Source organism: Candidatus Tisiphia endosymbiont of Ptychoptera albimana, from assembly GCF_964026605.1.
Classification (GTDB): Bacteria; Pseudomonadota; Alphaproteobacteria; order Rickettsiales; family Rickettsiaceae; genus Tisiphia.
Map to the genome: position 1 here is coordinate 246,661 of NZ_OZ032164.1, position 23,046 is coordinate 269,706.

A 23,046-nucleotide genomic window follows, 5' to 3' on the forward strand; every position below is an offset into this window, starting at 1 on the left:
GTATGAACTTGTAAGCCATATATCTATTTTTAAACATTGTCTATACATAATAGTTAAACACATTGCATTAGGTGAAAAGGTAATTGATGTAATCAGTTGATTGTACGAGCTATCTTTATAATTTTTGTCACCTAATTCAGTGTATTTAACTATATAATAAAATTTAGTTAAATCTTAGTTTTTAAGAAGAATTAGAGAAAAGGAATGCAAATAGCAAGTATACATGAAGCGAAAATTCATTTTTCTGACTAATTAAAAAAGCTCAAGAAGGAGAAGAAGTAATTATTTGCAAAGCAGGCAGACCAACAGTTAAAATAATAAAATATAATGCTTTATCAATTCCACGTAAAGCCGGAGCATGGAAAGGAAAAATAAAAATTGCTAAAGATTTTGATCAATTGCCACAAAACTTATTTAACTATAATTACTAGAGATAATAAAATAACTCAATATTCAGTTCCTATTATTATTGCATAAGTATAATTTTAAGAATTGTTTTTTGAAATAAACCAAGTTTAATGAATAACCATAAAGTATCAGACATTGCCAAAGCTTTGCAATTAAGTGAACGTAGAGTGCAACAATTGGTTAAGGAAACTATACTGCCTGCCCCAGTAGCTGGTAAGTATGATTTAGCTGACTGCATAAAGTCTTATGCACGGTATCTTGAATCAAGACCAGTTGGCAAAAATACCTCTGATAATTTAAACGCCCAAAAACTACGCTTACTCAAGGCTCAAGCTGATAAAGCAGAATTAGAAGTACAAATACTGGAAGGCAAATACTTAGCTAGCAGTGAGGTGGCACTTCATTGGTCTAATTTGATCATTGCCTTTAGAGCTAGGATGCTGAGTCTTCCAAACAATATAGCTCGACAAATAATAATACTTGATAATGATTTTGCGGCTATTGTGCATTGCTTAGAGGCGGAGATACATAAGGCACTTTTGGAACTAAGCAAATATGGGACTGTTGTAAACTGATTCAAAAAATTTTTATCTTACAACAATCCCATTATGCCAACAAGCCAAATAATTTGGAGTCAGATTACCAAGAAAATAGCCAAACTAGTAGCACCACCACCAAAGTTAAGCGTAAGCCAGTGGGCGGATAATTACCGTAAGCTGTCAAGTGAGTCTTCGGCTGAGCCGGGTAGCTGGCATACTAGTAAGACTCCGTATCAGCGTGAAATTATGGATGCAGTAAATGATCCAAAGATAGAGATGATCGTAGTAATGTCATCAGCACAAGTTGGTAAAACTGAAGTGATCAATAATATTGTTGGCTATCATATCCATCAAGACCCAGCACCAATGCTGATAGTGCAACCTACTGAAAAGCTAGCAGAAAGCTGGTCAACGGATCGTTTAACTCCTATGCTGCGTGATAGTGAGGTATTTAAGAACTTAGTCAAAGAACCAAAAAGTAGAGATTCCGGTAATAAGATATTATACAAGCGTTTTCCGGGTGGACACATTACCATGGCTGGTAGTAATTCACCCTCTTCACTGGCAAGCAGACCAGTCAGGATTGTGCTATGTGATGAGGTAGATCGTTATCCTGCTAGTAGTGGTTCAGAAGGAGACCCAGTTAATTTAGCCAAGAAAAGAGCTACAACTTTTTGGAATAGAAAAATTATTTTAACTTCAACTCCAACCATCAAGTATTTTAGCAGAATAGAACTAGCTTATCTGCAAAGCGATCAAAGACGTTATTATGTTCCATGTAAATTATGCGGTGAGTACCAAACCTTAAAATGGCCTCAAATACGATGGTCTAAAGATAAACCTGAAGAAGCACATTATGTTTGTGAGGTAAATGGCTGCATTCTGCACGATAATGATAAAATGTCGATGCTACAGCGTGGTAAGTGGATATCTGAAGCTAAAGGAGAAAGTAACAATATTGCTGGTTTTCATTTAAGCGAGATTTATTCGCCTTGGGTTACTTGGTCTAGAATGACGGCAGAATTCCTGAAAGCGAAAATGATGCCTGAAACCTTAAAGACTTGGGTTAATACCAGTCTTGGTGAAACTTGGGAGGAAGGAGGAGATAAGGTAGATGAGACTTCACTATTATCGAGAAAAGAAAATTGGGGCAATGTTGTACCTAACGGGGTTGTTATTATTACTGCTGGCGTAGACGTACAAAATGATCGACTTGAAGTGGAAATAGTTGGTTGGGGTGTAAAAGAAGAAAGCTGGTCGCTTGATTATAGAGTAATCTATGGTGATCCTGCTAGGAGTGAGATATGGGATGATCTTGATAATATCCTAGAGCAGAACATTAAACACCAAAGCGGCATTAACCTTAGGATTGCCTCAGTTTGTGTTGATTCAGGCGGTCATCATACCCAAGCAGTTTATGCTTACTGTAAGAAAAGACAGTTACGTAGGATATTTGCCATAAAGGGTTCATCAATAGCAGGTAAAGCCTTGGTTAGTAGACCATCAATTGCCAATAGAATGCGGGTTAAGTTGTTTTCTATTGGCACTGATACAGCCAAAGAAATGATCTACAGCCGGTTAAAGATTACTGAACTAGGACCGGGATATTGTCACTTCCCAATAAATTATGACGCGGAATATTTTAAACAGCTAACGGCAGAGAAAATCGTTACTTATTATAATAAAGGCTTTCCAACCCGCAAATGGGAGAAGCCAGCTGGTAAACGTAATGAGGCACTTGATTGTAGGGTTTATGCCTTAGCAGCCTTGTACATACTAAACCCAAATTTAGAACTTTTAGCAAATAAAATGCTTGAGCAAACAGCAAAAGTAGAAGTTAAAGAAACTGAGAAAAAGCTGAGTTTAAACTTTATCAAGCCAATCAGAAAAACAACTAGCTTTGTCAAAAATTGGTAAATTTAAATCCTGAAATATTATGCATTGCCGCCTTTATGTAATTCTTCATCATCGAAATCTATTGTTGCTTTAGCAGCATGCATTATAATGTTAAAATATGAGAAACAGAATTTTAATAAATAATGCTCCGTTATTATGTCAGTTGCTAAAAAATTATCAAATTTATCTTTTTCAGTATTGGAGGTATGCAATATATTTTCTTGAATATAAAGCCTATTAATCAGCTTAGCTTCTAATAAAGTAGTAATTACCACCCAAGTTACGAAATAACAAATATTACCAAATATACTGTCATCGATGATTAGATTGATAGGACTATTATAATTATTTTGTTTGCTTACTGTATAAATTAATTCGCGAAGTATACTGTCATCGTATTTATTTGGTGCGTCGATAATTTTTATTATTGTAAAATTATTTTCCTTACAAAAATTGATCAAAGATTGCCTTATGAGTTCAAAACGGGCATGTGATGAATATAATAAGATAATGGCTTGTTGGTTGTTCATATGCGACCCCTTCTCTAATGTTTTAATAATTAAGAGTTTTGATCGCCAAAGATAAAATGATAAAAGAAAATTTTATAGGTTATATATATCTTGGCGATCGGGGGTTCGAAAAACCGCATAACACAGCTACAATAGCCTTTAGGCTTGAGATTTACACCCCAAGCCTTGAACATAGCTATCATCACCCCGATCATGTAATCGAGGAACATCATTTTTACGGTTGATGTTTTACCGGTTATGCTGGAGGTTTCGATACCCCAAAGTAACTTTGCAGTTACTTCATTTTTAATTTTAAACTACAGTTAGCAAAAGTCAATAATAAGTTTTTTCAATTACTAATTATATCTTACGGTGATTTCTGAACCAACATCATTTACTGCAGGTGAAACTGTCAAGTGGCAACGATATTTAAACAAATATCCTGCTACTGAAGGCTGGAATTTGTCTTACAGCTTTCGTAATTATACCACTGGTTTTGACGTTGCTGCTATTGCTGAAGATGATTATTACCTTGTGCTGCTAGGTTCTGAAATAACAACTGCTTACCAAGACGTGCTAGATGGTATTAAAAGTAATATATCAGTAGGCTATTGTTATTTAGCAAATGGCATAATACTTGAGCAAGAAGCAAAAGGGGGTAATCCTAACATTTATCGGCTCAACAAATGGAAACCACTAGAAGTATCATTAGTATCAATACCAGCTGATACTATATTATTTGGCAATTTTGCTGATCTAATTATTGGACAATGGGGAGTGCTGGATGTATTAGTAGACCCTTACACTTTAGGAACTAGCGGTGGCATTAGAATAAGAGTCATGCAAGATGTAGACATTGCAGTTAGACACGCTGAGAGCTTTGCAATGCTAACTAGACAATAATTATAGGTAATTATTTTTGATATCACGATAAGAACTTATAACCCGCAAAATTTGCAATGGCTTTGTTTTAGGATTATATATTATGTAGTAGCTATAAACTAACCAAAAACGTACAGGTTTATCAGTTAAATCTTCACGTTTACTTCCAATGTCAGGATTTGCAGCTAGTTTTAAAAACGCTTGTTCAAAAAGATTGGCTATTTCCTCAGCAGCTTTGGGATTACCTTTGGCGATATATAACCAAATATCCTTAATATCTTGCTCTGCTTGAACAGTTAAGCAAAAATTATTTTTACTCATGAGACTTTAATTTATCTCTACGAAAATCCCTAAAATTTTGCAAAGCTTGGTCACCTGAAATAACCTTACCTTCAGCTGCTTGGTCAAGACCTATTTGAATTTCCTGATTAAGCCACATTTTATAGTTTTCAAAACTAGTATTGTGAGTTTCTGATTTAATAAGTAAACGTAATGCAGCTCTTATAACTTCACTGGAAGAATGATAAAAACCACTTTCTACCTGTTTATCTATATATTTTTCGAGTTCTGGTGTTAAGGACACGTTCATAATTATCAGCCATAATAACAATAATTGATATTACAATAACATAAATAGTTATGGTCTTTCAAGAAGATTTTGCTGAGTTTTTAGATACAGAGCAAGGGTTTGCAGTAGAGGCAACAGTAACGCCAAAAGATGGAGTAGCTTACCAACTCAAAGGGATATTTGTTAGCAACTACTACCCTATAGATATTGGAACAAGTGGCTTTGTCGGATTCAATCCAAGCTTTGAATGCTGTGAGGAAGAAGCAAGAGAAATCAATGATGGAGATATACTAACTGTCCGGCAAATAAAGTACAAAATTGTTGAAATCAAACAAGATAATGCTGGCTGGGTAGTGCTAGGACTAGAGCGACAAAGCTGATAAGGCAAACTTTTGTGGATATCCTTAAAGGAAAAACGGCAGCAAAAGATAAAGTTTACGATAGCCGGTTATATAGCATGAATGACAGCACTTTGCCGGGGATTATCATATTTTCTAGCCAAGAAGAAATAGTAACCAGCACTATCAGTCCACCAAGATGTCAGAACAGGACGGCACGAATAACGGTAGAATGTTATGCCAAGGCTACTACTTCGGTCAATATCATAGTTGATAATATGACAGCTGAAGTGGAAAGTTTAGTATTAAATAATCCTGAACTAAGAGGTACATTTGGTGAAATGTTTGGCGGCGGAGGAAGTTTGGGTGGGATAAGCTCCATTTTTGGAGGTGTGTTTGCAAATGGTGGTACGGTAAAGCCCGGTAAAGCACATGTGGTTGGTGATGGTGGTGAGCCTGAGTTATTTATTCCCAATAGTGTTGGTAGTATTGTACCCTTTAGCAAACTGGAAGCATCGGGTGCTAGCAACAACAATATTGTAGTTAATATGAATATTCAAACCCCGGATATTAGCTCATTTAACCAAAGCAGAAGTCAAATTGCCGCTGATATGGCAAGGCAGATAGCAAGGAGTTCTAGGAATTTGTGACATATAACTTGATAAAAATTTGTACGTAACGTACATTTAAGTAGTAGATTAAAGAGGGTTACAATCCTACTATGAATTTTATTACCACTGTAGAAGCAAGAGAACATTTTTCGGAAGTACTGAATCGTAGTGCTTATGGGAAAGAAAGAATCATTTTTACAAGGCGAGGAAAAAACCTTGTTGCTATAATACCTATGGAAGATTTAAATTTGCTTGAAGCTCTTGAAGATAAATTAGATGTAGAGGATGCAAAAAAATCCCTAGAAGAAGGCAAGCAACATGGCACTATGTCTCTAGCTGACTTTAAGAAAAATGAAGATATTTAGAAGATATATATAATAATCTTAACTCTCTGATTAATGATAGTCTTTGCTGAGGTGCAATTTCCGCCTGAGATATCTTATGGTTCTAAGGGTGGACCAATATTCTCAACTAACATCGTTACAACATTTAGTGGTCATGAGCAACGCAATATTAACTGGCAAATGGCAAGAAGCAGATATGATATAGGGAGTGGTATCAAGACGCAAGCCCAGTGGCAAGAGTTAATAAGTTTTTTTCGGGCAAGACGTGGCAGAGCTATAGGTTTTCGTTATAAAGACTGGTCTGATTATCAAGGTATAAATCAGTTATTAGGCAAAGGGGACGATCAAACAAAAAAATTCCAATTAGTTAAAAATTATATTAGTGGTGGATATATTTATGCTAGAATTATAACTAAACCAGTAAAAAATAGTTTTTGCAAGATTTATCTTGATCCACTGTGGGCTAGTCCAAACATTGATTTTGTCGGTATTGATGCCTATTTTCCGCTTACTGAAGATTTGCCACATTCTCAGATTAGCGAAGAGCTTATTAAAAAAGGTTGGGAAAGTGGTGAAGGATGGGACTATTATTGGGACTGGCAAAGGAAGCAAAAACATTATTTTGCCGCTGAATCACCACAAACCCCTGATAAATATGCTTGGAAAAATTTACAACATTGGTGGACAACTGCACATCACAACCCGGATGGTAGAGCTACTAATTGGCAACCGAAGATGAAGCCTATATGGTTTACTGAATTTGGTTTTCCGTCAGTAGATGCTTGCACTAATCAGCCTAATGTATTTTATGATCCGACTTCCATTGAGTCGTACTTTCCTAGAAATTCTAAAGGTAGAGTAAATTTTTCAGCTCAACGTCAAGCACTAAATGCTACACTGGATTATTTAGCAGAACGTAATAGTAAAGAAGGCTGTGAGCAACTGATACCAAAAAGATTTGTTTGGACTTATGATGCAAGACCTTTCCCTTTTTGGCCTGACTTTAAAAGCATATGGCAAGATGGAATATTATGGTCAACTGGTCACTGGATTAACGGTAAGCTGGGAGCTTCAAGCCTTGGAGCTATTGTTGCTGAAATTTTAGCAAGTGTTGGATTAAAACCTACTGATTATGATGTATCTAGACTGACTCAAGATGTTTATGGCTATATTATCAATCAGCATATAACGGCAAGAGAAGCAATAGAACAACTGCAAAATGCCTATTTTTTTGATGTAGTAGAAAGTGACGGCATCCTTAAGTTTATGCTAAGACTTGAATCTATGAGTAACATAGATATAGAAGAAGACAATTTAGTTACAGTAGGTACAGATACCAAAACTACTATAGAAATAAGCATTACTCAGGAATTAGAGCTACCACAAAAAGTCAGTGTTACTCATATCGACTGCCAACAAAATTATGATTTAGTCACTGTCCAATCACAACGGCAGGCAGTTCAAACCACAGAACAAGTAAATTTTTCATTACCAATAGTGTTAGATGATCAATTAGCCAAACAAATTGCTGATATTACCCTATATAATGCTTGGCAGGAGAGAATTAGTTACCAACTAACTTTGCCTCCCCAATATGGCTTTTTAGAACCAACAGATATTATCAATGTGATCTGTAAAGCAGACGACAATCAAGTGCAGCATCAGTTAAGGATTGTTAAAACCGATATGCAGCGTTCAGGGTTGATGAAGATTTTTGCTACTAGCTTTAATATGGCTATGTATGACTTTCATAGCGACACAAATTATCTTACGTCAAATTATGAATTACCAAAACCAGTAGCTGCAACCATCATGGAGCTAATAGAGACACCTACACTGCCAACTGACGCCAAATCAAACCAAGCAATGCTACGCATAGCCATAGTGCCTGATGGTAGCAACTGGCAAGGAGCAGCTATATATAACAGTAGGGATGATGGTTACGATTACAAATTGCTAGCAACTACTACTGTCCCCTCAGTTATGGGAGTGGTAATAAATAGGCTTTCTTTTGGAACTACAGTAATTTTTGATTGTTATAACGAAATAATTGTACAATTGCTTTATGGATCATTATCAAGCGTCAGCGAACTTGCGTTACTAAATGGATCAAATGCTGCCTTGATAGGTGATGAGTTAGTACAATTCCAAAATGCTGAATTAATTGGTGACCATAAATATAAATTAACAAAGCTACTGAGAGGTAGGCAAGGAACAGAATGGGCTATTAATAAACACCAAGTTGCAGATAAATTTGTTCTTCTAAATTCAGCAGTTATGGCAGTCAATCTAAATCGTCACTTAATTGGTCAGAAGTTACTCTACAAACCCGTGTCAGTCGGTAATTCATTTGGTGAAACTAATACTATAGAGAGCAAGTTTATGGCTAGAAATCTTAAACCTCTTGCACCAGTGCATAGCAAGTCTGAAAAAGATAAGCAAGGTAACATTATTATCAGCTGGATTAGGCGGAGTAGAATAGATAGTGAATGGCGTGATTATGTTGATGTACCACTTGGCGAAGAGTTTGAAAAATATCAGGTTGATATTAAAAGTGGTAATAATGTTATTAGAACCCTTGAAACCTCAAGCCCAAATGTTATATACAGCAGACAAGCACAAACAGCTGATTTTGCCTATGCATCAGAACTACCGGTAAACTTAAACGCCAGCATTTACCAACTCTCCAGCCAAATCGGTAGAGGCTATGGAACAACTTTAACGTTGCTCTAAAAATTACTATGTCTTACACTTCTAGGTTAAAGTTACCCTATATCCATAGTGGGCAGGCACAAAAGGAGATTACTCATAACGAAGCACTAACTTTACTCGATATCCTCATTAATCCAGTGGTAGAAGCTACTCAAGTAGCTATGCCACCTCAAGATGCAACTGCTGGACAGTTGTACATAGTTAGTCAAAATCCTCAAGGTGAGTTTATCAGCCATGCAAATAAAATAGCCCAAAAGTTGGAGATTGGTTGGAAGTTTGTTACTGTTCCTAAATGGCTAGAAGTAATACTTGATAGTAATGGCAGCAAATACCGCTTCGATGGAAATAATTGGATAAAATCATAGTCTAAATTCCCAATCTAAATCTAACCCTTAACCAAAATTCTAATTCTAATCTAAACAATAGGTCTAATAACAACTAATGAGAAATTATTATGAACATACTCCAAGGTTTTAAAACTATTACCTTTAATATAGTAGCAATAGCAGCAAGTTGGCTTGCTAGTGAGCATGGTATTGAAGTACCAAAAGATCATCAAACCGCAATTACTATCACAATTGTATCCCTTGTCAATATTGTCTTACGGTTTCTTACTAACACTCCTATAGGTCGTAGAAAAAACAAACATCAAAAATAAGCTTCTCATGAGATTCACAGAAAAACGCATATGCAAAGCCTTAAGAAGAGAAATATTATTAAGTATAGAGGTACATCTTGAAAAAGCCATAGAGAAAGGCGTGATAAGTGCTTTAAAGTCCTTTGGTGCAGATGTAGACAACCAACAAGAAGTACAATGTGATTTTCATTTTTTAAGGAAACTTCGCAAACGCTCGGAAGAATCAAGTCACATGCTGATACGGGCTGTAATTTCGGTAACCATAGGGACAGCAGCTGTAACCTTGTGGGAAGGCGTAAAGATAATATTACTTAAATAAATAATAATAGTATGAACAGCAAATACTACCTACCATACTTTACTCACCAAGAACTAGCTTGCAGGCAAACTGGTCAAATCATTTTAGCTGCAGGTTTTGCTGAAAAATTAGTTGTTTTGCGTAGCAAATTTAACTGTCCCATGCAGCTTACCTCAACCTGTCGTTCTAAAGAATACAACCGTAAAATCGGCGGTGTGCCAAATTCTTTCCACATCTACGACTATCCACGTTATGGCTTTACCGGCTGCTGTGCTATTGATGTAGCTACTTCAGACAATACCATTAAAGGAAACCTTATCTCACTTGCTTGGCAGCTAGGCTGGTCCATCGGCATCAACAAAAACTTCACCCATTTGGATAGACGGATTGATTATACAAACCTGAAACAAACAATTTTTCTTTATTAAATTACACACAGTTCAAGTAACCACTATATTCCTTTGCTCTTAAAAATTGATAAAATTACTCAGACGTTTCTTGTATTATAAGTGAATGTACTAATGTATTAACTGCTTGTTGATGTTTTGGATTACGAATTTTCATAAAATTTCTTGATACTTCAATACATATAAGTTGGTGTTGGGTAAGTATTGGTTCAGCACTACCTGTATTTCCCAACCCTTCAAGAAAATAATCAATATTTTTATCTAATGCCTTGGCGATAAGCATTAATCTACCTGTGGATATTCTATTAATGCCTTTTTCATATTTTTGTAATTGTTGATGGGTTACTTCAATTAAATTAGCAAGTTGTTGCCGTGCGTAACCTTTTGCCAATCTCAGAGAAGAAATTTCTCCTCCAATAAGTTGATCAACTTGCTTTATGTATTGGTTTTTTCTTGCCATTCTAGTGAATCAGTTATAAACTCATGTCCATATAGTAACATATGAAATAGCATAATTCAATCATGAATTTCACATAATACATATTTAGATTACAAATACAATAGAAATAATAACCTGTAGCTTTAATTACTAACTATGTCACCAAGTAAATTGTGGGTAAATGCTTCATTTACCAGCTTATAATTATAAAAATCATGTTCCCTTGCTCTAGTGATAAAATTCTGACTCTGAGGAGCAGTATTAGCCATAATATTCCCAATTTTCTCTAAAGCCGTAGCCTTAAAATTTTCATCATGACTGAGGCTGAATGCGTCGTGATAATATGTTTTAGCTTTCTCAAATAAACCTATAGACTCAAAATACTCAGCCTGCTGTAACATTATATTTGGATTTTCTTTATCTTGTTTTAGCCATGCTTTAAAACATGCTTTTATCCTAAATTCGTCATTAACTATTTTATAACAGTCAATTGCCTTAGCATATTCTCCCTTGTTAAAAAATAGCTGTCCCAATTTTTCATATATGTCTGGTAAATGGCTATTGGCTTCGATAGCTTTTGCATAGTAAACAGATGCAGCTTCATTGCCACCATCCTTCTCAGCAATAGTAGCTAAGCAACTATAGGCTATAGCTTTAAGATTCTTGCAGGCAGGAGAATCTTGATAATTTTTCAGGTATTTTAGAGCTTCATGATAATAAGCTGAGTCAGATTGGTTTTTGTCAATAGGTAAGCTACTAACTTGATACTCAAGATTTTCTGTTACTTTAGTATGGCAAGCCGTTATTAACTCTGCAATCTTTGCATGATCAGGCAATGCAGCTTTACAGACATCAGAAAAGAATTGCACATAGTCATATTGCTGCTGTAAACAATAACCATACTCTTGTATCTGATGCTTAAGCTGAGAATTATCAGATTCAGCATATTCAGCAAAAATCTCCACTGCTATCTGCAATTTGATTATGGCGGTTGATATGCTATCTATCGGCTTACTAAATACTTGTTGCAATCTTGCTAATAACTCCAGCTCTAGAAAATATTCGCCTTCACTATGTTGTTTCAGTTCATGGTAATTAATTGATGAAGGTATCCAATCTTTAACAAGATTATAATTCTCGGAAAATGCATTGAGTGGATTGACATTTAAGCACTTAGTTGCATTACCAATAGCTTTAACTATCACTTCTAATAGTTGATTAAAATTGTTACTAGCAGTATTTAATAGATGAGACGAGCACTCCATAGCTTTCTTAGAAATAGCTATGTTGACCATATCACCTGTAGCGTCAGAATATTTAGATGACCCGTCTATTGCCGCAAGTAAATCAGGTACAACTAACTCACCTTTGTCAGTTGGCTTATAAAATAGATGTATTGAGCCATCCTCTTTAAGTTTATTAATCAGTGCTTTATGCTCGTCTGTTGCTCCTTGATTATCTGCTAATATTTTCTCTATAGATTTTTTGATATGCTGAATATTCTTGTGTGGCGATACATGGGTAACTACCAAAGATATGCTACTTTCTATAGCTCCAATATCCTTAAAACTTTTTATAAAATTAGATAGTGTTGTAAGAAAAATACTACCTCTTTCATTAGCACTATTTAAAACCAATTCAGGTATTACCAACACAAATTTCAGCTGCTCTGTAGTCTCAAAGAGTCTTTTAATATAGAAGCCGTTAGCGATTTCTTGAACAGGGTCAGTATCATTAAAGCCAGGGCAGTCCCAAATGATTATATCTTTAGCAAAACATTTATTAGGGATTTTAGTCTCGGAAGCCAGTTTATGACCAATGACAATATTGGCAAGTGGCTGCATCGCATCAATAACCAGTTCATCAGTTTCATCATCAAAAATCGCCTGTAGTTCTCTGCCACTAAACAAATGAGCGAGTGTACTCTTGCCAGCTCCGGTATTACCAAGTAGCAATATTCCCTTTTTGCCATGTTCCTGCAGGCGGTCGTTACCATCTCGGATTAGAACAACCACTTCTTTTATTGTCTTAACCTCTTCTTGTTCTTTAAGGTTTGTCTGTTGCTCAACTCTCTCAGCCTCTTGCTGCCTTGCTTGCTCAGCTAAAGCCTCTTGTCTGGCTTTTTCAACTACCTCTGTTTGTTGTTGCTGTTTTAGTTTTTCAGCCTCTTGTCTGGCTTTTTCAGCAAATTTTCTATTAATCTGTAGGGCTTCGTCTAGGGCTTTCGTTTTATCATGTCCTGGATAATAGCTCCAGTACAAATCAAGAGAAGTAATAGATTTATTAATCTGTAAGGCTTCTGCTAAATCCTTCACCCCTGCATCTCTTATCTCAGTACTACTAAGACGAAGAGAAGTAATAGAATGATTAATCTTTAAAGCTTCTGCTAAATCCTTTGCCCCAGCATCTCTTATCTTATTATAAGAAAGATCAAGAGATGTAATAGATTGATTAATCTTTAAGGCTTCTGCCAGATACTTCGTTCCAGCATCTCCTATATCGTTATGATTAAGGGCAAGAGAAGTAATAGAATTATTAACCTTTAAGGCTTCTGCTACATCTTTCGCCCCAGCATCTCCTATCCGGCTAGCACCAAGACCAAGGTCAGTAATAGATTTATTAATCTGTAAGGCTTCAGCTATATCCTTCGCTCCAGCATCTCCCATATAGATGCCATCAAGGGCAAGAGAAGTAATAGAGTGATTAATCTTTAAGGTTTCTGCTAGATACTTTGCCCCAACATTTCCTATTGGATTGTTATAAAGTGCAAGAGTAGTAATAGCTTGATTAATCTTTAAGGTTTCTGCGAGTTCCTCTGTTCCAGCAGCTCCTATTTTGTTAGCAGCAAGGTCAAGGTTAGTAATAGAGTGATTAATCTTTAGAGTTTCTGCTAGATACTTTGCCCCAACATCTCCTATTGGGTTATCTCTAAGATAGAGAATAGTAATAGAATGATTAATCTTTAGGGTTTCTGATAGATACTTTGTTCCAACATCTCCTATTTGGTTATGTTCAAGCTTAAGAGTAGTAATGGCTTGATTAACCTTTAAGGCTTCTGCTAGCTCCTTCATTCCATCATCTCCTATCTGGCTAAAATAAAAGTTAAGAGTAGTAATAGATTGATTAACCTTTAAGGCTTCTGATAGTTCTTTAATTTCAGTCCCTTCCATATTGGTATTTTTAAGGTAAAGAGTAGTAATAGATTGGTTAATCTTTAAGGTTTCCGCTAAATCCTTTACTTTAATATCTCCTATCTGGCCATAAAGATTAAGAGTAGTAATAGAATGATTAATCTTTAGGGCTTCTGCTAGATCCTTTGCCTCAACATCTTCTATCTTCTCATAACTCAGGTCAACAGTAGTAATAGAGTTAGTTGTTATTTGTCGTATAATTGCTTCTAGATGGCTCATTTTCTCCTCTCTTTGTATCTCGATTCAAAGTGACTAGTGCTTTTAATTATCAATAAAGTACTGTTGTTATTTCATTTGTCTCCTCGCAATGACGTTTTTTAGACTTACACAGTCCTGTTCTATTATTAAAGTTATATACTTTGTATAAAATATATAATATATTTTTATATGTAAAGTGTGTTTATAAAGAATTTTTGGGAATATAAAATTTGGTGGGAATAAAATATGATGCAAATTGTGATTTTTTATGATATAATAACTCCCCTACAATACAGATACTACAGGGGATTATATGCGAAGAATTGTTGTCAAATTTAACAAGTCAAAAGATATCGAAAATCTTAAAAAAATCATGCAAAATGTTTACGCAAGTAATAGTAATCATTTACCGGATATCGCTAAATTTCACTTAGGCGAGAAGATTTTTATACCGAATCAGGTAGATAGAACAGAGTTACACATAACAACTGCAAGCGGCACTGAAATTATAATATTTTCTAACTGCTAAAATAGTTAAATTTTGGACAGGACTTTCCTTAATATTTTCTGTTGCTAAATCTTCTGCTACTAATTGTTTACTTATCTCTCTTAAACGTTGCTGAAATCCTTGTTTATCCGCTTGCCCTGACTCAAGATCTACAGCTAACGTATCGGCACTATAGCAATTTCTTCCTTAGTAAAAACTGGCTTGTTAATTGATAATTTCTGAAAAACTAATTCTATATCTTCTCTAATCTTTGCGGCATTTTCTTTTAGTATTTGCACATTTGTTAATTTTAGCTTCGAATCTTTTATATACCACGCTGTTCCTTCATGGATAGTCGGTATTAAATCAATTCCTCTTGCTTTATGTGATAAATGCGATACCTTAGCTAAATGACCATATTTTTCTAAATATTGGTTGATGAAATAGGCTACATTTTCCCGATAATAATATAAAAAATTTCTTCTTCCCCAATCACGTCCTTTCTCACCAAAAATTACTTCGCCATTTTCTAAACGTAATAGTTTTCTAGTAGTCATCTGAATGTGGGCATGAGGATTATTTGGATTGTCATAATGAATGTTTATATCTGCTATCATGCCATGGCTAACTAGGCACTCAGAAGCAAAGTGTTCGGTAAGTTCAGTATTCTGTTGTTGAGTTAATTCTTTTGGTAAGGCTATGGTTAGCTTTCTAGCGGTCTCAGCATTTTTTCTTGTTTCACTACTTTCTGCTCTATTCCATAATTCTTGTCTATCATACACCCAACTAGGAGAACCCTCTAGATCTAGAATTACGCTATGAACAAGTCCTTTCTTGCTGCTAAAATTATAGGTAACAGTACGTTTTTCTCCTGTTTTACGGTCAGTTGTAAAAAACTGCAATTTACTTCTTGAAATATAGCTACTTGCTGCAACTGCATTGTGTCCTTTGCTTCTTTGTACTTCTGATTTGCTACAGTGATATATTGCCATACTATCTAACTAAGCCGTGAGTTTTGGGTAATAGCATGACAAGAACCGAATCTTTGAGCGCAGGCAAACTAGGTTTACCTAGTTTGCCCAAGTGCGGGTAGAGGGATTCTAAAAGCAAATGCTAAAACCTAACTTGTAACTACCTAGTTTATTTTATTGGTAAGCTTCATATAGGCAGCAGAATCTCCCTGATAGGTTTAGGTAGGGTGGGTGGGAATAGAAGAAAGAGTATTAAAAAAAGAAAAATGCTTTATCTAAAAAATAGCTATAGGTAGAAAATATGAGTTAGGTGTAAAAAAAGAACGGTATAAATCTAAACAAAATTTGAAAAGATATAAATTACAAATATACTGGAAATACTTAATGATTTTGTAATAATATAAAACTGCTTTAAAGGCAGATTGAACTAGTAAAAGACTACTTTTGGTGGGTGATTTTTTATCTGAAATTTGCTAAGGTAAGTAAGATCGGTAATAAAACCAATAAATTTAGATTTCAGTTAGTCTTCAGGAAAATAACAATACAAGACTAACTGAAAAAGTAGTGGAATTTTTTCTAGTTTATATTTATTCTATGTAGTTATTATAAGTCTCGGTTAATAACTCTAATAGTTTATGATAATTAGAATTCATATCATATTTTTCGTGGTCATAAAAACTTAACATTATTTTGCTGACAATCTTTTTATTCTTTAAACTTTTTACAAGCTCCTCTGCCTCATTATGATACAACAAAGTGCCATTAAGCGTTATTTCGGTTAGAGTACTATTAAGTTCTAAAGCTTTACAAAGTTTAAAACTCCCACTAGGACCAATATGATTATTATCGAGATGTATTCGCTTGAGAGTCCTATTATTTGCTAAAAATTTGGCTAGTATGTCTGCTCCTTGATCGTTAATATAATTATCTGCAAGGTTCATTTCGTCCAAAGTATTATTACTCTTTAACACTGGGACAAGGTGACTTACTCCTTCACAGCTAATATTGTTGTTGCTTAAATCTATTTTGGTTACTATATTGTTGTTTTGCAAAAACTTCGCAACTATCTTTGCTCCTTCATCGTCAATGTTACTATTACGAAGATTTATGTGAGTTAGCGTTTTATTATTTTCTAAAGCATTTTCCAAAGCTATGTTAAGTAGATTGATATGTGCAAGGTTTATTTTGTCTAAATTATTAATCAGTTTTAACACAGCTTGTTCTAGTTCAAAAGAAATATCACTTGTTAATTTATCTTGTTTATTATTATTTTGTTGATTTTCAGTATCACTCAACATAGAATTAACTCCTATTTTTTGGGTTTCGAAAAGTAGACACTGAGGTTAGAACTAAAAAATTTCCGTTTCTTTGCTTCTAACCTCGGTACTTGAACACCACACCACGTGGGTCACTACTAATATACTACCCTAATCACTAGTAGAGTCCAGAGAAGTTTTAGCACCTAGAGTATTTTTTTTGAAATTCGATAGATCAGCGGTAAAACGGAGACAGTGGGTAAATTTATTGTTATAGTTCGGGGATAAATGGCTATAGTAAAATGTAGTTAACTTTTTTGTAATAACATTTTAATAGTTTTTTCCTTATGATGAATGTGATTTAGTTCTTGTTCAAGATGTAGTTTTTCTGCTTGTTGTTTTGCCTTGTTGCAATAATTCAAGGCTTTATTGTAATCTCCACTGCTAAAATAAGCATCAGAATAAGTTAAATAAAAAAATATTTTTGTGCTATCATCAGCTATTTCCTCAATTAGGTTATTATATTTATTAAACTCTATTATCACTTTATCAGCTTGGTTTGTTAACATAAGTAGTTTCCCATACAATGCTATTGATCGCAAAAAACCTCTAGTGTTATGAGTCTTGTTAAATAGTGTTATTGCTTCTTGAATTGATTTAATGAAAATCTCTATTTCTAGTTTATTCCTATTAGTCTTAGTTGTTGTGTTATTTTTGACTAAACCAAGAGTAGCCTTATTAAACAATAAGTTTGCCTTTAAATTTTTTAGATCATTATCCTTTATTGACTTACTTACTTTTATATTATTATATCTGTTAATTGCTGCATTTATTTTTTCGTCAGCCTTTTGATAATTACCGATTTTACAAAAATATGCTGAGTATAAATATAGAATTTTACATTTTAACATTTCTAAGCCATTAGTTTTCTGCAAATATCTATTGACCTCATCAAGAATCTTTAGAAATTCTTGATATTTTTCTTGATGAAAATAGACAGAAGAAGTCATTAAATCCATTGCCGCAAGATTTTTATTATAGTTATCCTTAAATTTACTTTTAAACTGTTGGTTAGTTTCAATAAGTTGTTGAAAGGAATTGGTAAGTTTAAATTCATGTTCATTATCTATAAAAAACTGCAATAATGACTCAAACCATCTTAAATTTAATGTAGAACAAATATTATTTTTACTATCTATGGTTTGCTGGAGTTGGTGACGTAACACTGCCTGCACTAAGCGATGAATAGCAATATGATCATTATCATTACAATTGATCATGGAATATTGCCACAGTAAAGCAATGTGCTTGTTTAATGTTAGTTGTGGAGATGATAAACTAGGATAAGCGGTTTGAAGCCATGCAAGCAATAATTTACGAGATATTTTATCGGGTGCTAGGTAGGCACATACTGTTAAAAGCTCAATAGCTATTGGTGGTTCATTATTAATCTTAGTCTCTCTAACAATTGCTTCTAAACTAATGTTCCATGTTATGGCAACAGGATGGTTATTTGTACCTTCCGGCAAAATATTGCTTGCTAGTAATTCTGCTTCATGACTCTTATAAATATCTAAATATTCTAGGATAGTTATATGATTTTGCCTAATATAAGCACCAGCTTGTACCAGTGCTAATGGTAAGTATCCTAAAATTTCTACTAATTTTTTTATTTCATTTTGTTCTTCGGCTGTATCTTGCTGTATTAAGAACCTTATTGTTTTTACAGCCTCCTGTTCTGTCATAACATCAATAGGCAGTATTGAAAAATTGGTTGGCCAATTACGTTGACGAGTTGTTAAAATAACATATCCGCCAGCTTTTGGTAAAAATGCTTCAATTTCACGATAGTTGTTGACATTGTCATAAACTAAAAGCCATCCAGGATTGTCAATTAGCCATTGTTTAACATAAGCAATAATGCTTTCTTTGGTATAGTTGACTTCCGCATATCCTAATAATTTGGCAAATTCAACATATTTGTTGTATAAATGATCAACATTCTCTGCAGGAAACCAAACTTTAAGTGTATAAGGATATTTTGTATGAGTAATATATTGCAAGGCTAATTGTGTCTTGCCGATTCCCCCAAGCCCAGCACATGCAGTAATTGCTAAACTACTAACTGTTTGTGGTGTATGATTGTGATGTAATTTATTATATAGATCATCCAATAATTTTTCTCTGCCGATAAAAATATGATCTTGTCTAGGTATATTCCAAGTCGTCAGGTTTTTAGTATATATTGTTGGCTTTTGTGCTGTAAGCGATAGTGATTCTTCTCCTTGACTACTAATAGTTTTATTAACTTTTGCTTTAGGTTCAAGTGTAAAAAAGCAAAGACAAAACATTACCAAAGCAATTATGCTAATTACACTGAATACTAATATATAAATATTTTTTGTGTTACCTTGTACATCTCTATTTACCGGAGGAGGTATAGGATAAATTGAACTAGAGTTTTCTATTATATTACTATATCTTTCCTTAAACTTACGGATAATATTCTCGATATTTGTGTTAGGGAAAAGTCTTGTGATGATTTCAAGAAACAAAAAATGATATTGTTTGTATCGTGAGGGATTAATATATTCAAAATTAGTTTGACTTGTTTGTTTAGATAACATTTTTATACACTGTTCTTCTTTTGCTAAAAGGAAGAACACTTTAGATATCTCTTTATCATCATCTACAATGATAGAACTATGTCCCTCTTGGTCAGGTACATTAGCTTCATTTACAGCTAGAGCATAGATTGTGCATTGTTTTAATTGTAGACCTGTAGCACTGATCTCCTTATGCTTTAAGCATACTACTATAGGAGTATTATTAAAATCTTCTTGAAACTCTGTAGAAACTGTTATGCCTATAAGTCGCAAATCAGTACATAGTTTATTGATCAGCAAGTTTAAGCGATCGTTTCCTAACCTTTGTAAAACAATAAGAAATAATCGCTTATCAGACTTTGTTAATATTAAAATGTCCTTCAAGATTTTCTTAAATTCTTGTTGAATTAACAAACTTAAATAATAATTCCGTAATAATTTATATTTATCTGATTTTTCTATGAAATTAATAATTCCTTCTCGGGCATTTTCTCCTATTTTTCGTTTAATATTAAGAATGTGACTCTCAATAGTTCTAGTTTCAAGAGGGTTATTTTCGCTTGATAGAAAACTAGCTATTCCTTTGGTGTTTTTCCCATGCATAATGCATGCTGTTATATCTATTTCCCTTGGCGTGAATCTTATGCCATCAATAGTCATCAGATATTTTTCATAAATTTCTTGTGGACACAGTATCTCTTTGTCTTCCATAAAATCTAATTTATTTTAACTATTATTATCCTACAAGGTTAAAAATTTCCAATTTAAGATTATAGGTATCTGTTTTAAATGCAAAGATAAATAGAAAGATTTTTAAAATTATCTCTAAGTATTTTTTACTTACGTACAGTACCTACTGATTTTGTGAGCATTGGTAATAATAATTTCCCAATTTAATATTTTGAAAATGGACAAAGTTAAAGCTGTCTATTCAAACTTATAGAGAACTAATGCTTTGAAAAAAACACATTTAAGTAATTTTTTACAAGTGTAATAATTTTAATTATCATTTTATAGGTATAGAACATGAAATCACAGGAACATAAAGAACTAAAGGATTTTAAAACACCAATTTTAAGAAGTAGAGCAAACTCCTTAGAATTACAAAGTCAGGACAAATTAGTAGTAAGAATAGAATTGCCGGATGGTAAAAATTATAGTGAGAAAGAGTTAATAGATTTTGTAGAACATGGCAAAAAGGAAATGGATGAGTTTGCAAAAGCTGATTATCATCTTATCAAAAAAGATAGCGAAGTATTAATAGTGGGTACTAGTGGTGTAGGAAAAAGCACATTAATAAATTATTTAAATGGTAGTGAGTTAGCAGGAGAATATATAGATGGTAAACTAAAAATAAAATTAATAAGCAACAGCTTGCCAGGAGGATTTAATATAGGTCATAGTACTAATATATCGGAAACTTTGTATCCAGAAGTATATTCTCCAGATGGTGCTAATTATAGTTTTGTCGATAGTCCTGGTTTTGGTGATAGCAGGGGAGCAGCTATCGATATTGCAAATTTATTTTTTCGTAAATATGTAACAGAGGGGGTATCAAATATAAAAATATTATTAGTTTGTTCTTATAGTGATTTAACTGATCCTACGGGCAGAGGTGCGAATTTTTTTAAGAGCTATAAAGCTTTAGGTAATTTTTGTGGAGCATTCAAAAATCAAAAAGCACTAGAAGAATTAAGTAAATCTATAGGAATAGTAATAACTCAAGTTACAGATGAACTAGCTAATAAAATAAAAAAGCTTGAAAAAGATATTTTAAAAAATAAAAAATTAATAAAAATTTCAGATTCAGAAGATGATATACAGGACTGTTTGAAAGAATTGCAAGAATACAACAGAGAGCTAGAATCATTAAAAGAAAAGCAAACTAGTCAATCATCAGAAATTCTTGTGAAATCAAAATTAGAGGAATTTATTAAATCTAAGTCTGAAGGATTGTCTAAAAACGAAGTACAAGTCTTAGAGTATATTATTAAGAATAATATATTTGCTACTTTTAAATCTCCAAACAAAGAAGGTCCTATAGATGTTGATCAGAAATCTAATATTTTGGATATTATTAACAATAAACTAGAATTTATGTCTCATGAGACTGCCAATATAAAAATTGTGGTGTCTAAGGAACATAGTGGTCAGTTAGGGGATTATATTAATCATGTGCAACAAAAACTGTATGAAAAATTATCGGATGAAATCAAGAAAGGGATAGATAAATCTATAAGTAAAACACTAAAGGAAACTCATAATGTAGATGAGATAAAAAAAATTCAAAAATCTTTAGAGAAAATTTCTAAAATGGGTACTACTCCAACAAGTTTAATAAAATTTTTAGAGGTAATAGATGATGATATTTTGAGTCCAAAGACTAAAGAGCAATGTGAAAGTACTAATAAGGTGATTGATACTTTTAATACTCTTATGGAAGAAAGTAACAATAAGAGTTTTAGTCCAACACAAAAATATATAGAGGTATTACCTGAATTAGGTACATATTTAGCTAATTCCTTAAAGGAATTGTTTGAGCTTTCTAAAAAGCTAGAACCTGTTTTTGAAAGTGGAACAATTATTTGTAAAGGACATTTTATAGAGATGTCTTCTATAAAGGCTAAGATTGAAAGAGACGAAAGCATAACAGTAGAAAATTTAAAAGCAATAAAAGTTTATTCCTTAAATAGTTTTATTTTAGATGATGACCTTACTTCAGAAAAACTCCAATCATCTAATTTTACTATTGTAGCTCCTAAATGGGTTGTGACTAAAAGTAGTGTAACAATTAATATAAGTGGTTCAAGCCAAGAATCCTACCCTAATGGTGTGGAAAAAGCTTCTAATGGCTCAAATAATGGAGACTGTGGTGAGCATGGACTCAAAGGTTTATTTGGTTTAGCTGGAGGAAATTTTTTTGGTTTAGGAGAAGAATTTGACCAAATTGAGAATTTACAGATAATATCTAATGGTGGCAAGGGAGGAAATGGTCAAAAAGGTGGAGATGGGGCAGAAGGGGCAAAAGGAGTAAATGCAATGCTGGATAATATACAAAATGCGGATCGTTCGTTTGATTTACCAGTAGGCAAAGGAAAAAATACATATTACCTTAAAAGTGGTGCTGTAGGTGGAAAAGGTGGAGATGCAGGTCTTGGAGGAGAAGGTGGAGATGGTGGCATTGGAGGTAGAATTAGAATTTTTGATCTTGCAGGAAAAGATATAGTTATAAAGCAAGAAATAAACGAAGGTACAAAAGGTGATGCTGGTGCTGATGGGCAGGTAGGAATTGGAGGATATTATGGTGATACCGTAGTAGAAGTATTTTATAGTTTTGTACAAAATTTAGCACAAATTTCATTAATAAATTGTGGCCATAAAAGTAGTTATATGATGGCTAGTGAAAAAAGAGCAGAAAATGGTGGTATTAGAAAAAAAGGAGAAATTAAAGAAACTGTAGAAAAAACAAGAGAAAAACTTTCTTTGGATATAGAGGAAATTATTAACGAGTATGTTTCTTTTGAAGAAAATGTTCAGGAAAGCTTTGAAACTTTGAGATTACCATTTTTTGGTAAAATAAATTGTGAATTAGTAGGAAGTATATCACCTGTTTATGGTGAAGATATTATGTAATCAGATTAAGTTTTAGTAATCACAATTAACTATAAATTATGATAGCAAATAGCATACATAAAATCTAGATTTAATCAGTAAATTATATACTAGGTTTTATAAATTTGGAGATTTTA

At 33.6% G+C, this 23,046-nt stretch carries 21 protein-coding genes; 13 read left to right on the plus strand and 8 right to left on the minus strand.

The genetic code is table 11. The features are described 5' to 3' along the window. Nucleotides 1-518 precede the first annotated feature (518 nt). Together AAGD36_RS01220 and AAGD36_RS01225 are read left to right on the plus strand one after the other, a co-directional pair. Nucleotides 519-983 carry a hypothetical protein gene (locus AAGD36_RS01220; protein WP_341755593.1) on the plus strand — a complete coding sequence of 155 codons (465 nt, stop codon included), beginning with the start codon at nucleotides 519-521 and terminating at the stop codon, nucleotides 981-983. Nucleotides 984-1,016: 33 nt separating this feature from the next. Continuing rightward, a complete protein-coding gene (locus AAGD36_RS01225; RefSeq protein ID WP_341755594.1) occupies nucleotides 1,017-2,864 on the plus strand; it encodes a phage terminase large subunit family protein in 1,848 nt (615 codons plus the stop codon). Between the two features lie 17 nt (nucleotides 2,865-2,881). Here AAGD36_RS01225 and AAGD36_RS01230 read toward each other — a convergent pair whose 3' ends face one another. Continuing rightward, nucleotides 2,882-3,373 (minus strand): hypothetical protein, encoded by a 492-nt coding sequence (locus AAGD36_RS01230; protein ID WP_341755595.1) that lies wholly within the window; start codon nucleotides 3,371-3,373, stop codon nucleotides 2,882-2,884. A gap of 351 nt (nucleotides 3,374-3,724) precedes the next feature. Here AAGD36_RS01230 and AAGD36_RS01235 point away from each other — a divergent pair, with 351 nt between their 5' ends. After that, nucleotides 3,725-4,255 (plus strand): phage major capsid protein, encoded by a 531-nt coding sequence (locus AAGD36_RS01235; protein ID WP_341755596.1) that lies wholly within the window; start codon nucleotides 3,725-3,727, stop codon nucleotides 4,253-4,255. Here the strand turns inward: AAGD36_RS01235 and AAGD36_RS01240 are convergent, their stop codons facing one another. Both AAGD36_RS01240 and AAGD36_RS01245 read right to left on the minus strand, forming a co-directional pair. Continuing rightward, on the minus strand, nucleotides 4,256-4,555 hold the full coding sequence (locus tag AAGD36_RS01240; protein ID WP_341755597.1) for a type II toxin-antitoxin system RelE/ParE family toxin: 300 nt from the start codon (nucleotides 4,553-4,555) through the stop codon (nucleotides 4,256-4,258). It abuts the gene before it with no gap. Beyond that, complete coding sequence (locus AAGD36_RS01245) at nucleotides 4,548-4,823, minus strand: type II toxin-antitoxin system ParD family antitoxin (RefSeq protein WP_341755598.1); 276 nt, start codon at nucleotides 4,821-4,823, stop codon at nucleotides 4,548-4,550. Before AAGD36_RS01245 ends, AAGD36_RS01240 begins: the two co-directional genes overlap by 8 nt. Before the next feature lie 50 nt (nucleotides 4,824-4,873). On the opposite strand from AAGD36_RS01245, the gene AAGD36_RS01250 reads away from it, so the two are divergent. From AAGD36_RS01250 to AAGD36_RS01285, 8 genes are all read left to right on the plus strand, one after another. Continuing rightward, nucleotides 4,874-5,182, plus strand: a complete 309-nt coding sequence (locus AAGD36_RS01250) for a hypothetical protein (RefSeq protein ID WP_341755599.1) — start codon at nucleotides 4,874-4,876, stop codon at nucleotides 5,180-5,182. Nucleotides 5,183-5,196: 14 nt separating this feature from the next. Beyond that, a complete protein-coding gene (locus AAGD36_RS01255; protein ID WP_341755600.1) occupies nucleotides 5,197-5,790 on the plus strand; it encodes a hypothetical protein in 594 nt (197 codons plus the stop codon). A 71-nt stretch (nucleotides 5,791-5,861) separates the two neighbouring features. Further along, nucleotides 5,862-6,116, plus strand: coding sequence for a type II toxin-antitoxin system Phd/YefM family antitoxin (locus AAGD36_RS01260; RefSeq protein ID WP_341755601.1), 255 nt, complete (start codon nucleotides 5,862-5,864; stop codon nucleotides 6,114-6,116). A 33-nt stretch (nucleotides 6,117-6,149) separates the two neighbouring features. Then, the gene (locus tag AAGD36_RS01265; protein WP_341755602.1) at nucleotides 6,150-8,828 is read left to right on the plus strand and encodes a TIGR02217 family protein; all 2,679 of its coding nucleotides are present in this window, start codon (nucleotides 6,150-6,152) and stop codon (nucleotides 8,826-8,828) included. Nucleotides 8,829-8,836: 8 nt separating this feature from the next. Continuing rightward, the gene (locus AAGD36_RS01270) at nucleotides 8,837-9,172 is read left to right on the plus strand and encodes a DUF2793 domain-containing protein (RefSeq protein ID WP_341755603.1); all 336 of its coding nucleotides are present in this window, start codon (nucleotides 8,837-8,839) and stop codon (nucleotides 9,170-9,172) included. A gap of 89 nt (nucleotides 9,173-9,261) precedes the next feature. Continuing rightward, nucleotides 9,262-9,465 carry a hypothetical protein gene (locus tag AAGD36_RS01275; RefSeq protein WP_341755604.1) on the plus strand — a complete coding sequence of 68 codons (204 nt, stop codon included), beginning with the start codon at nucleotides 9,262-9,264 and terminating at the stop codon, nucleotides 9,463-9,465. A 7-nt stretch (nucleotides 9,466-9,472) separates the two neighbouring features. Beyond that, nucleotides 9,473-9,763, plus strand: a complete 291-nt coding sequence (locus tag AAGD36_RS01280; RefSeq protein WP_341755605.1) for a hypothetical protein — start codon at nucleotides 9,473-9,475, stop codon at nucleotides 9,761-9,763. An 11-nt stretch (nucleotides 9,764-9,774) separates the two neighbouring features. After that, a complete protein-coding gene (locus tag AAGD36_RS01285) occupies nucleotides 9,775-10,170 on the plus strand; it encodes a D-Ala-D-Ala carboxypeptidase family metallohydrolase (RefSeq protein WP_341755606.1) in 396 nt (131 codons plus the stop codon). Nucleotides 10,171-10,225: 55 nt separating this feature from the next. Here the strand turns inward: AAGD36_RS01285 and AAGD36_RS01290 are convergent, their stop codons facing one another. Together AAGD36_RS01290 and AAGD36_RS01295 are read right to left on the minus strand one after the other, a co-directional pair. Further along, complete coding sequence (locus tag AAGD36_RS01290; protein WP_341755607.1) at nucleotides 10,226-10,609, minus strand: helix-turn-helix transcriptional regulator; 384 nt, start codon at nucleotides 10,607-10,609, stop codon at nucleotides 10,226-10,228. 122 nt (nucleotides 10,610-10,731) lie between these two features. Further along, nucleotides 10,732-13,998: a hypothetical protein gene (locus AAGD36_RS01295; RefSeq protein WP_341755608.1), complete on the minus strand. Its 3,267-nt coding sequence runs from the start codon at nucleotides 13,996-13,998 to the stop codon at nucleotides 10,732-10,734. A gap of 292 nt (nucleotides 13,999-14,290) precedes the next feature. Here AAGD36_RS01295 and AAGD36_RS01300 point away from each other — a divergent pair, with 292 nt between their 5' ends. Continuing rightward, nucleotides 14,291-14,506, plus strand: a complete 216-nt coding sequence (locus AAGD36_RS01300; protein ID WP_341755609.1) for a hypothetical protein — start codon at nucleotides 14,291-14,293, stop codon at nucleotides 14,504-14,506. 134 nt (nucleotides 14,507-14,640) lie between these two features. On the opposite strand, the gene AAGD36_RS01305 is transcribed toward AAGD36_RS01300, so the two are convergent. The 3 genes from AAGD36_RS01305 to AAGD36_RS01315 form a co-directional block, all read right to left on the minus strand. Further along, the gene (locus AAGD36_RS01305; protein WP_341755610.1) at nucleotides 14,641-15,456 is read right to left on the minus strand and encodes a MobA/MobL family protein; all 816 of its coding nucleotides are present in this window, start codon (nucleotides 15,454-15,456) and stop codon (nucleotides 14,641-14,643) included. 566 nt (nucleotides 15,457-16,022) lie between these two features. Next, entirely contained in the window at nucleotides 16,023-16,733 is a 711-nt protein-coding gene (locus AAGD36_RS01310) for a hypothetical protein (protein ID WP_341755611.1), read from the minus strand. 266 nt (nucleotides 16,734-16,999) lie between these two features. Then, on the minus strand, nucleotides 17,000-20,008 hold the full coding sequence (locus tag AAGD36_RS01315) for a hypothetical protein (RefSeq protein WP_341755612.1): 3,009 nt from the start codon (nucleotides 20,006-20,008) through the stop codon (nucleotides 17,000-17,002). Nucleotides 20,009-20,323: 315 nt separating this feature from the next. On the opposite strand from AAGD36_RS01315, the gene AAGD36_RS01320 reads away from it, so the two are divergent. Then, the gene (locus tag AAGD36_RS01320; protein ID WP_341755613.1) at nucleotides 20,324-22,930 is read left to right on the plus strand and encodes a hypothetical protein; all 2,607 of its coding nucleotides are present in this window, start codon (nucleotides 20,324-20,326) and stop codon (nucleotides 22,928-22,930) included. Nucleotides 22,931-23,046 lie beyond the last annotated feature (116 nt).

Coding starts and splice junctions, on each gene's coding strand:
- AAGD36_RS01285 (WP_341755606.1), top strand. CDS start 9,775: ATGAACAGCAAATACTACCTACCATACTTTACTCACCAAGAACTAGCT.
- AAGD36_RS01300 (WP_341755609.1), top strand. CDS start 14,291: ATGCGAAGAATTGTTGTCAAATTTAACAAGTCAAAAGATATCGAAAAT.
- AAGD36_RS01305 (WP_341755610.1), bottom strand. CDS start 15,456: ATGGCAATATATCACTGTAGCAAATCAGAAGTACAAAGAAGCAAAGGA.
- AAGD36_RS01225 (WP_341755594.1), top strand. CDS start 1,017: ATGCCAACAAGCCAAATAATTTGGAGTCAGATTACCAAGAAAATAGCC.
- AAGD36_RS01290 (WP_341755607.1), bottom strand. CDS start 10,609: ATGGCAAGAAAAAACCAATACATAAAGCAAGTTGATCAACTTATTGGA.
- AAGD36_RS01270 (WP_341755603.1), top strand. CDS start 8,837: ATGTCTTACACTTCTAGGTTAAAGTTACCCTATATCCATAGTGGGCAG.
- AAGD36_RS01295 (WP_341755608.1), bottom strand. CDS start 13,998: ATGAGCCATCTAGAAGCAATTATACGACAAATAACAACTAACTCTATT.
- AAGD36_RS01315 (WP_341755612.1), bottom strand. CDS start 20,008: ATGGAAGACAAAGAGATACTGTGTCCACAAGAAATTTATGAAAAATAT.
- AAGD36_RS01245 (WP_341755598.1), bottom strand. CDS start 4,823: ATGAACGTGTCCTTAACACCAGAACTCGAAAAATATATAGATAAACAG.
- AAGD36_RS01280 (WP_341755605.1), top strand. CDS start 9,473: ATGAGATTCACAGAAAAACGCATATGCAAAGCCTTAAGAAGAGAAATA.
- AAGD36_RS01230 (WP_341755595.1), bottom strand. CDS start 3,373: ATGAACAACCAACAAGCCATTATCTTATTATATTCATCACATGCCCGT.
- AAGD36_RS01265 (WP_341755602.1), top strand. CDS start 6,150: ATGATAGTCTTTGCTGAGGTGCAATTTCCGCCTGAGATATCTTATGGT.
- AAGD36_RS01250 (WP_341755599.1), top strand. CDS start 4,874: ATGGTCTTTCAAGAAGATTTTGCTGAGTTTTTAGATACAGAGCAAGGG.
- AAGD36_RS01260 (WP_341755601.1), top strand. CDS start 5,862: ATGAATTTTATTACCACTGTAGAAGCAAGAGAACATTTTTCGGAAGTA.
- AAGD36_RS01220 (WP_341755593.1), top strand. CDS start 519: ATGAATAACCATAAAGTATCAGACATTGCCAAAGCTTTGCAATTAAGT.
- AAGD36_RS01320 (WP_341755613.1), top strand. CDS start 20,324: ATGAAATCACAGGAACATAAAGAACTAAAGGATTTTAAAACACCAATT.
- AAGD36_RS01310 (WP_341755611.1), bottom strand. CDS start 16,733: ATGTTGAGTGATACTGAAAATCAACAAAATAATAATAAACAAGATAAA.
- AAGD36_RS01275 (WP_341755604.1), top strand. CDS start 9,262: ATGAACATACTCCAAGGTTTTAAAACTATTACCTTTAATATAGTAGCA.
- AAGD36_RS01240 (WP_341755597.1), bottom strand. CDS start 4,555: ATGAGTAAAAATAATTTTTGCTTAACTGTTCAAGCAGAGCAAGATATT.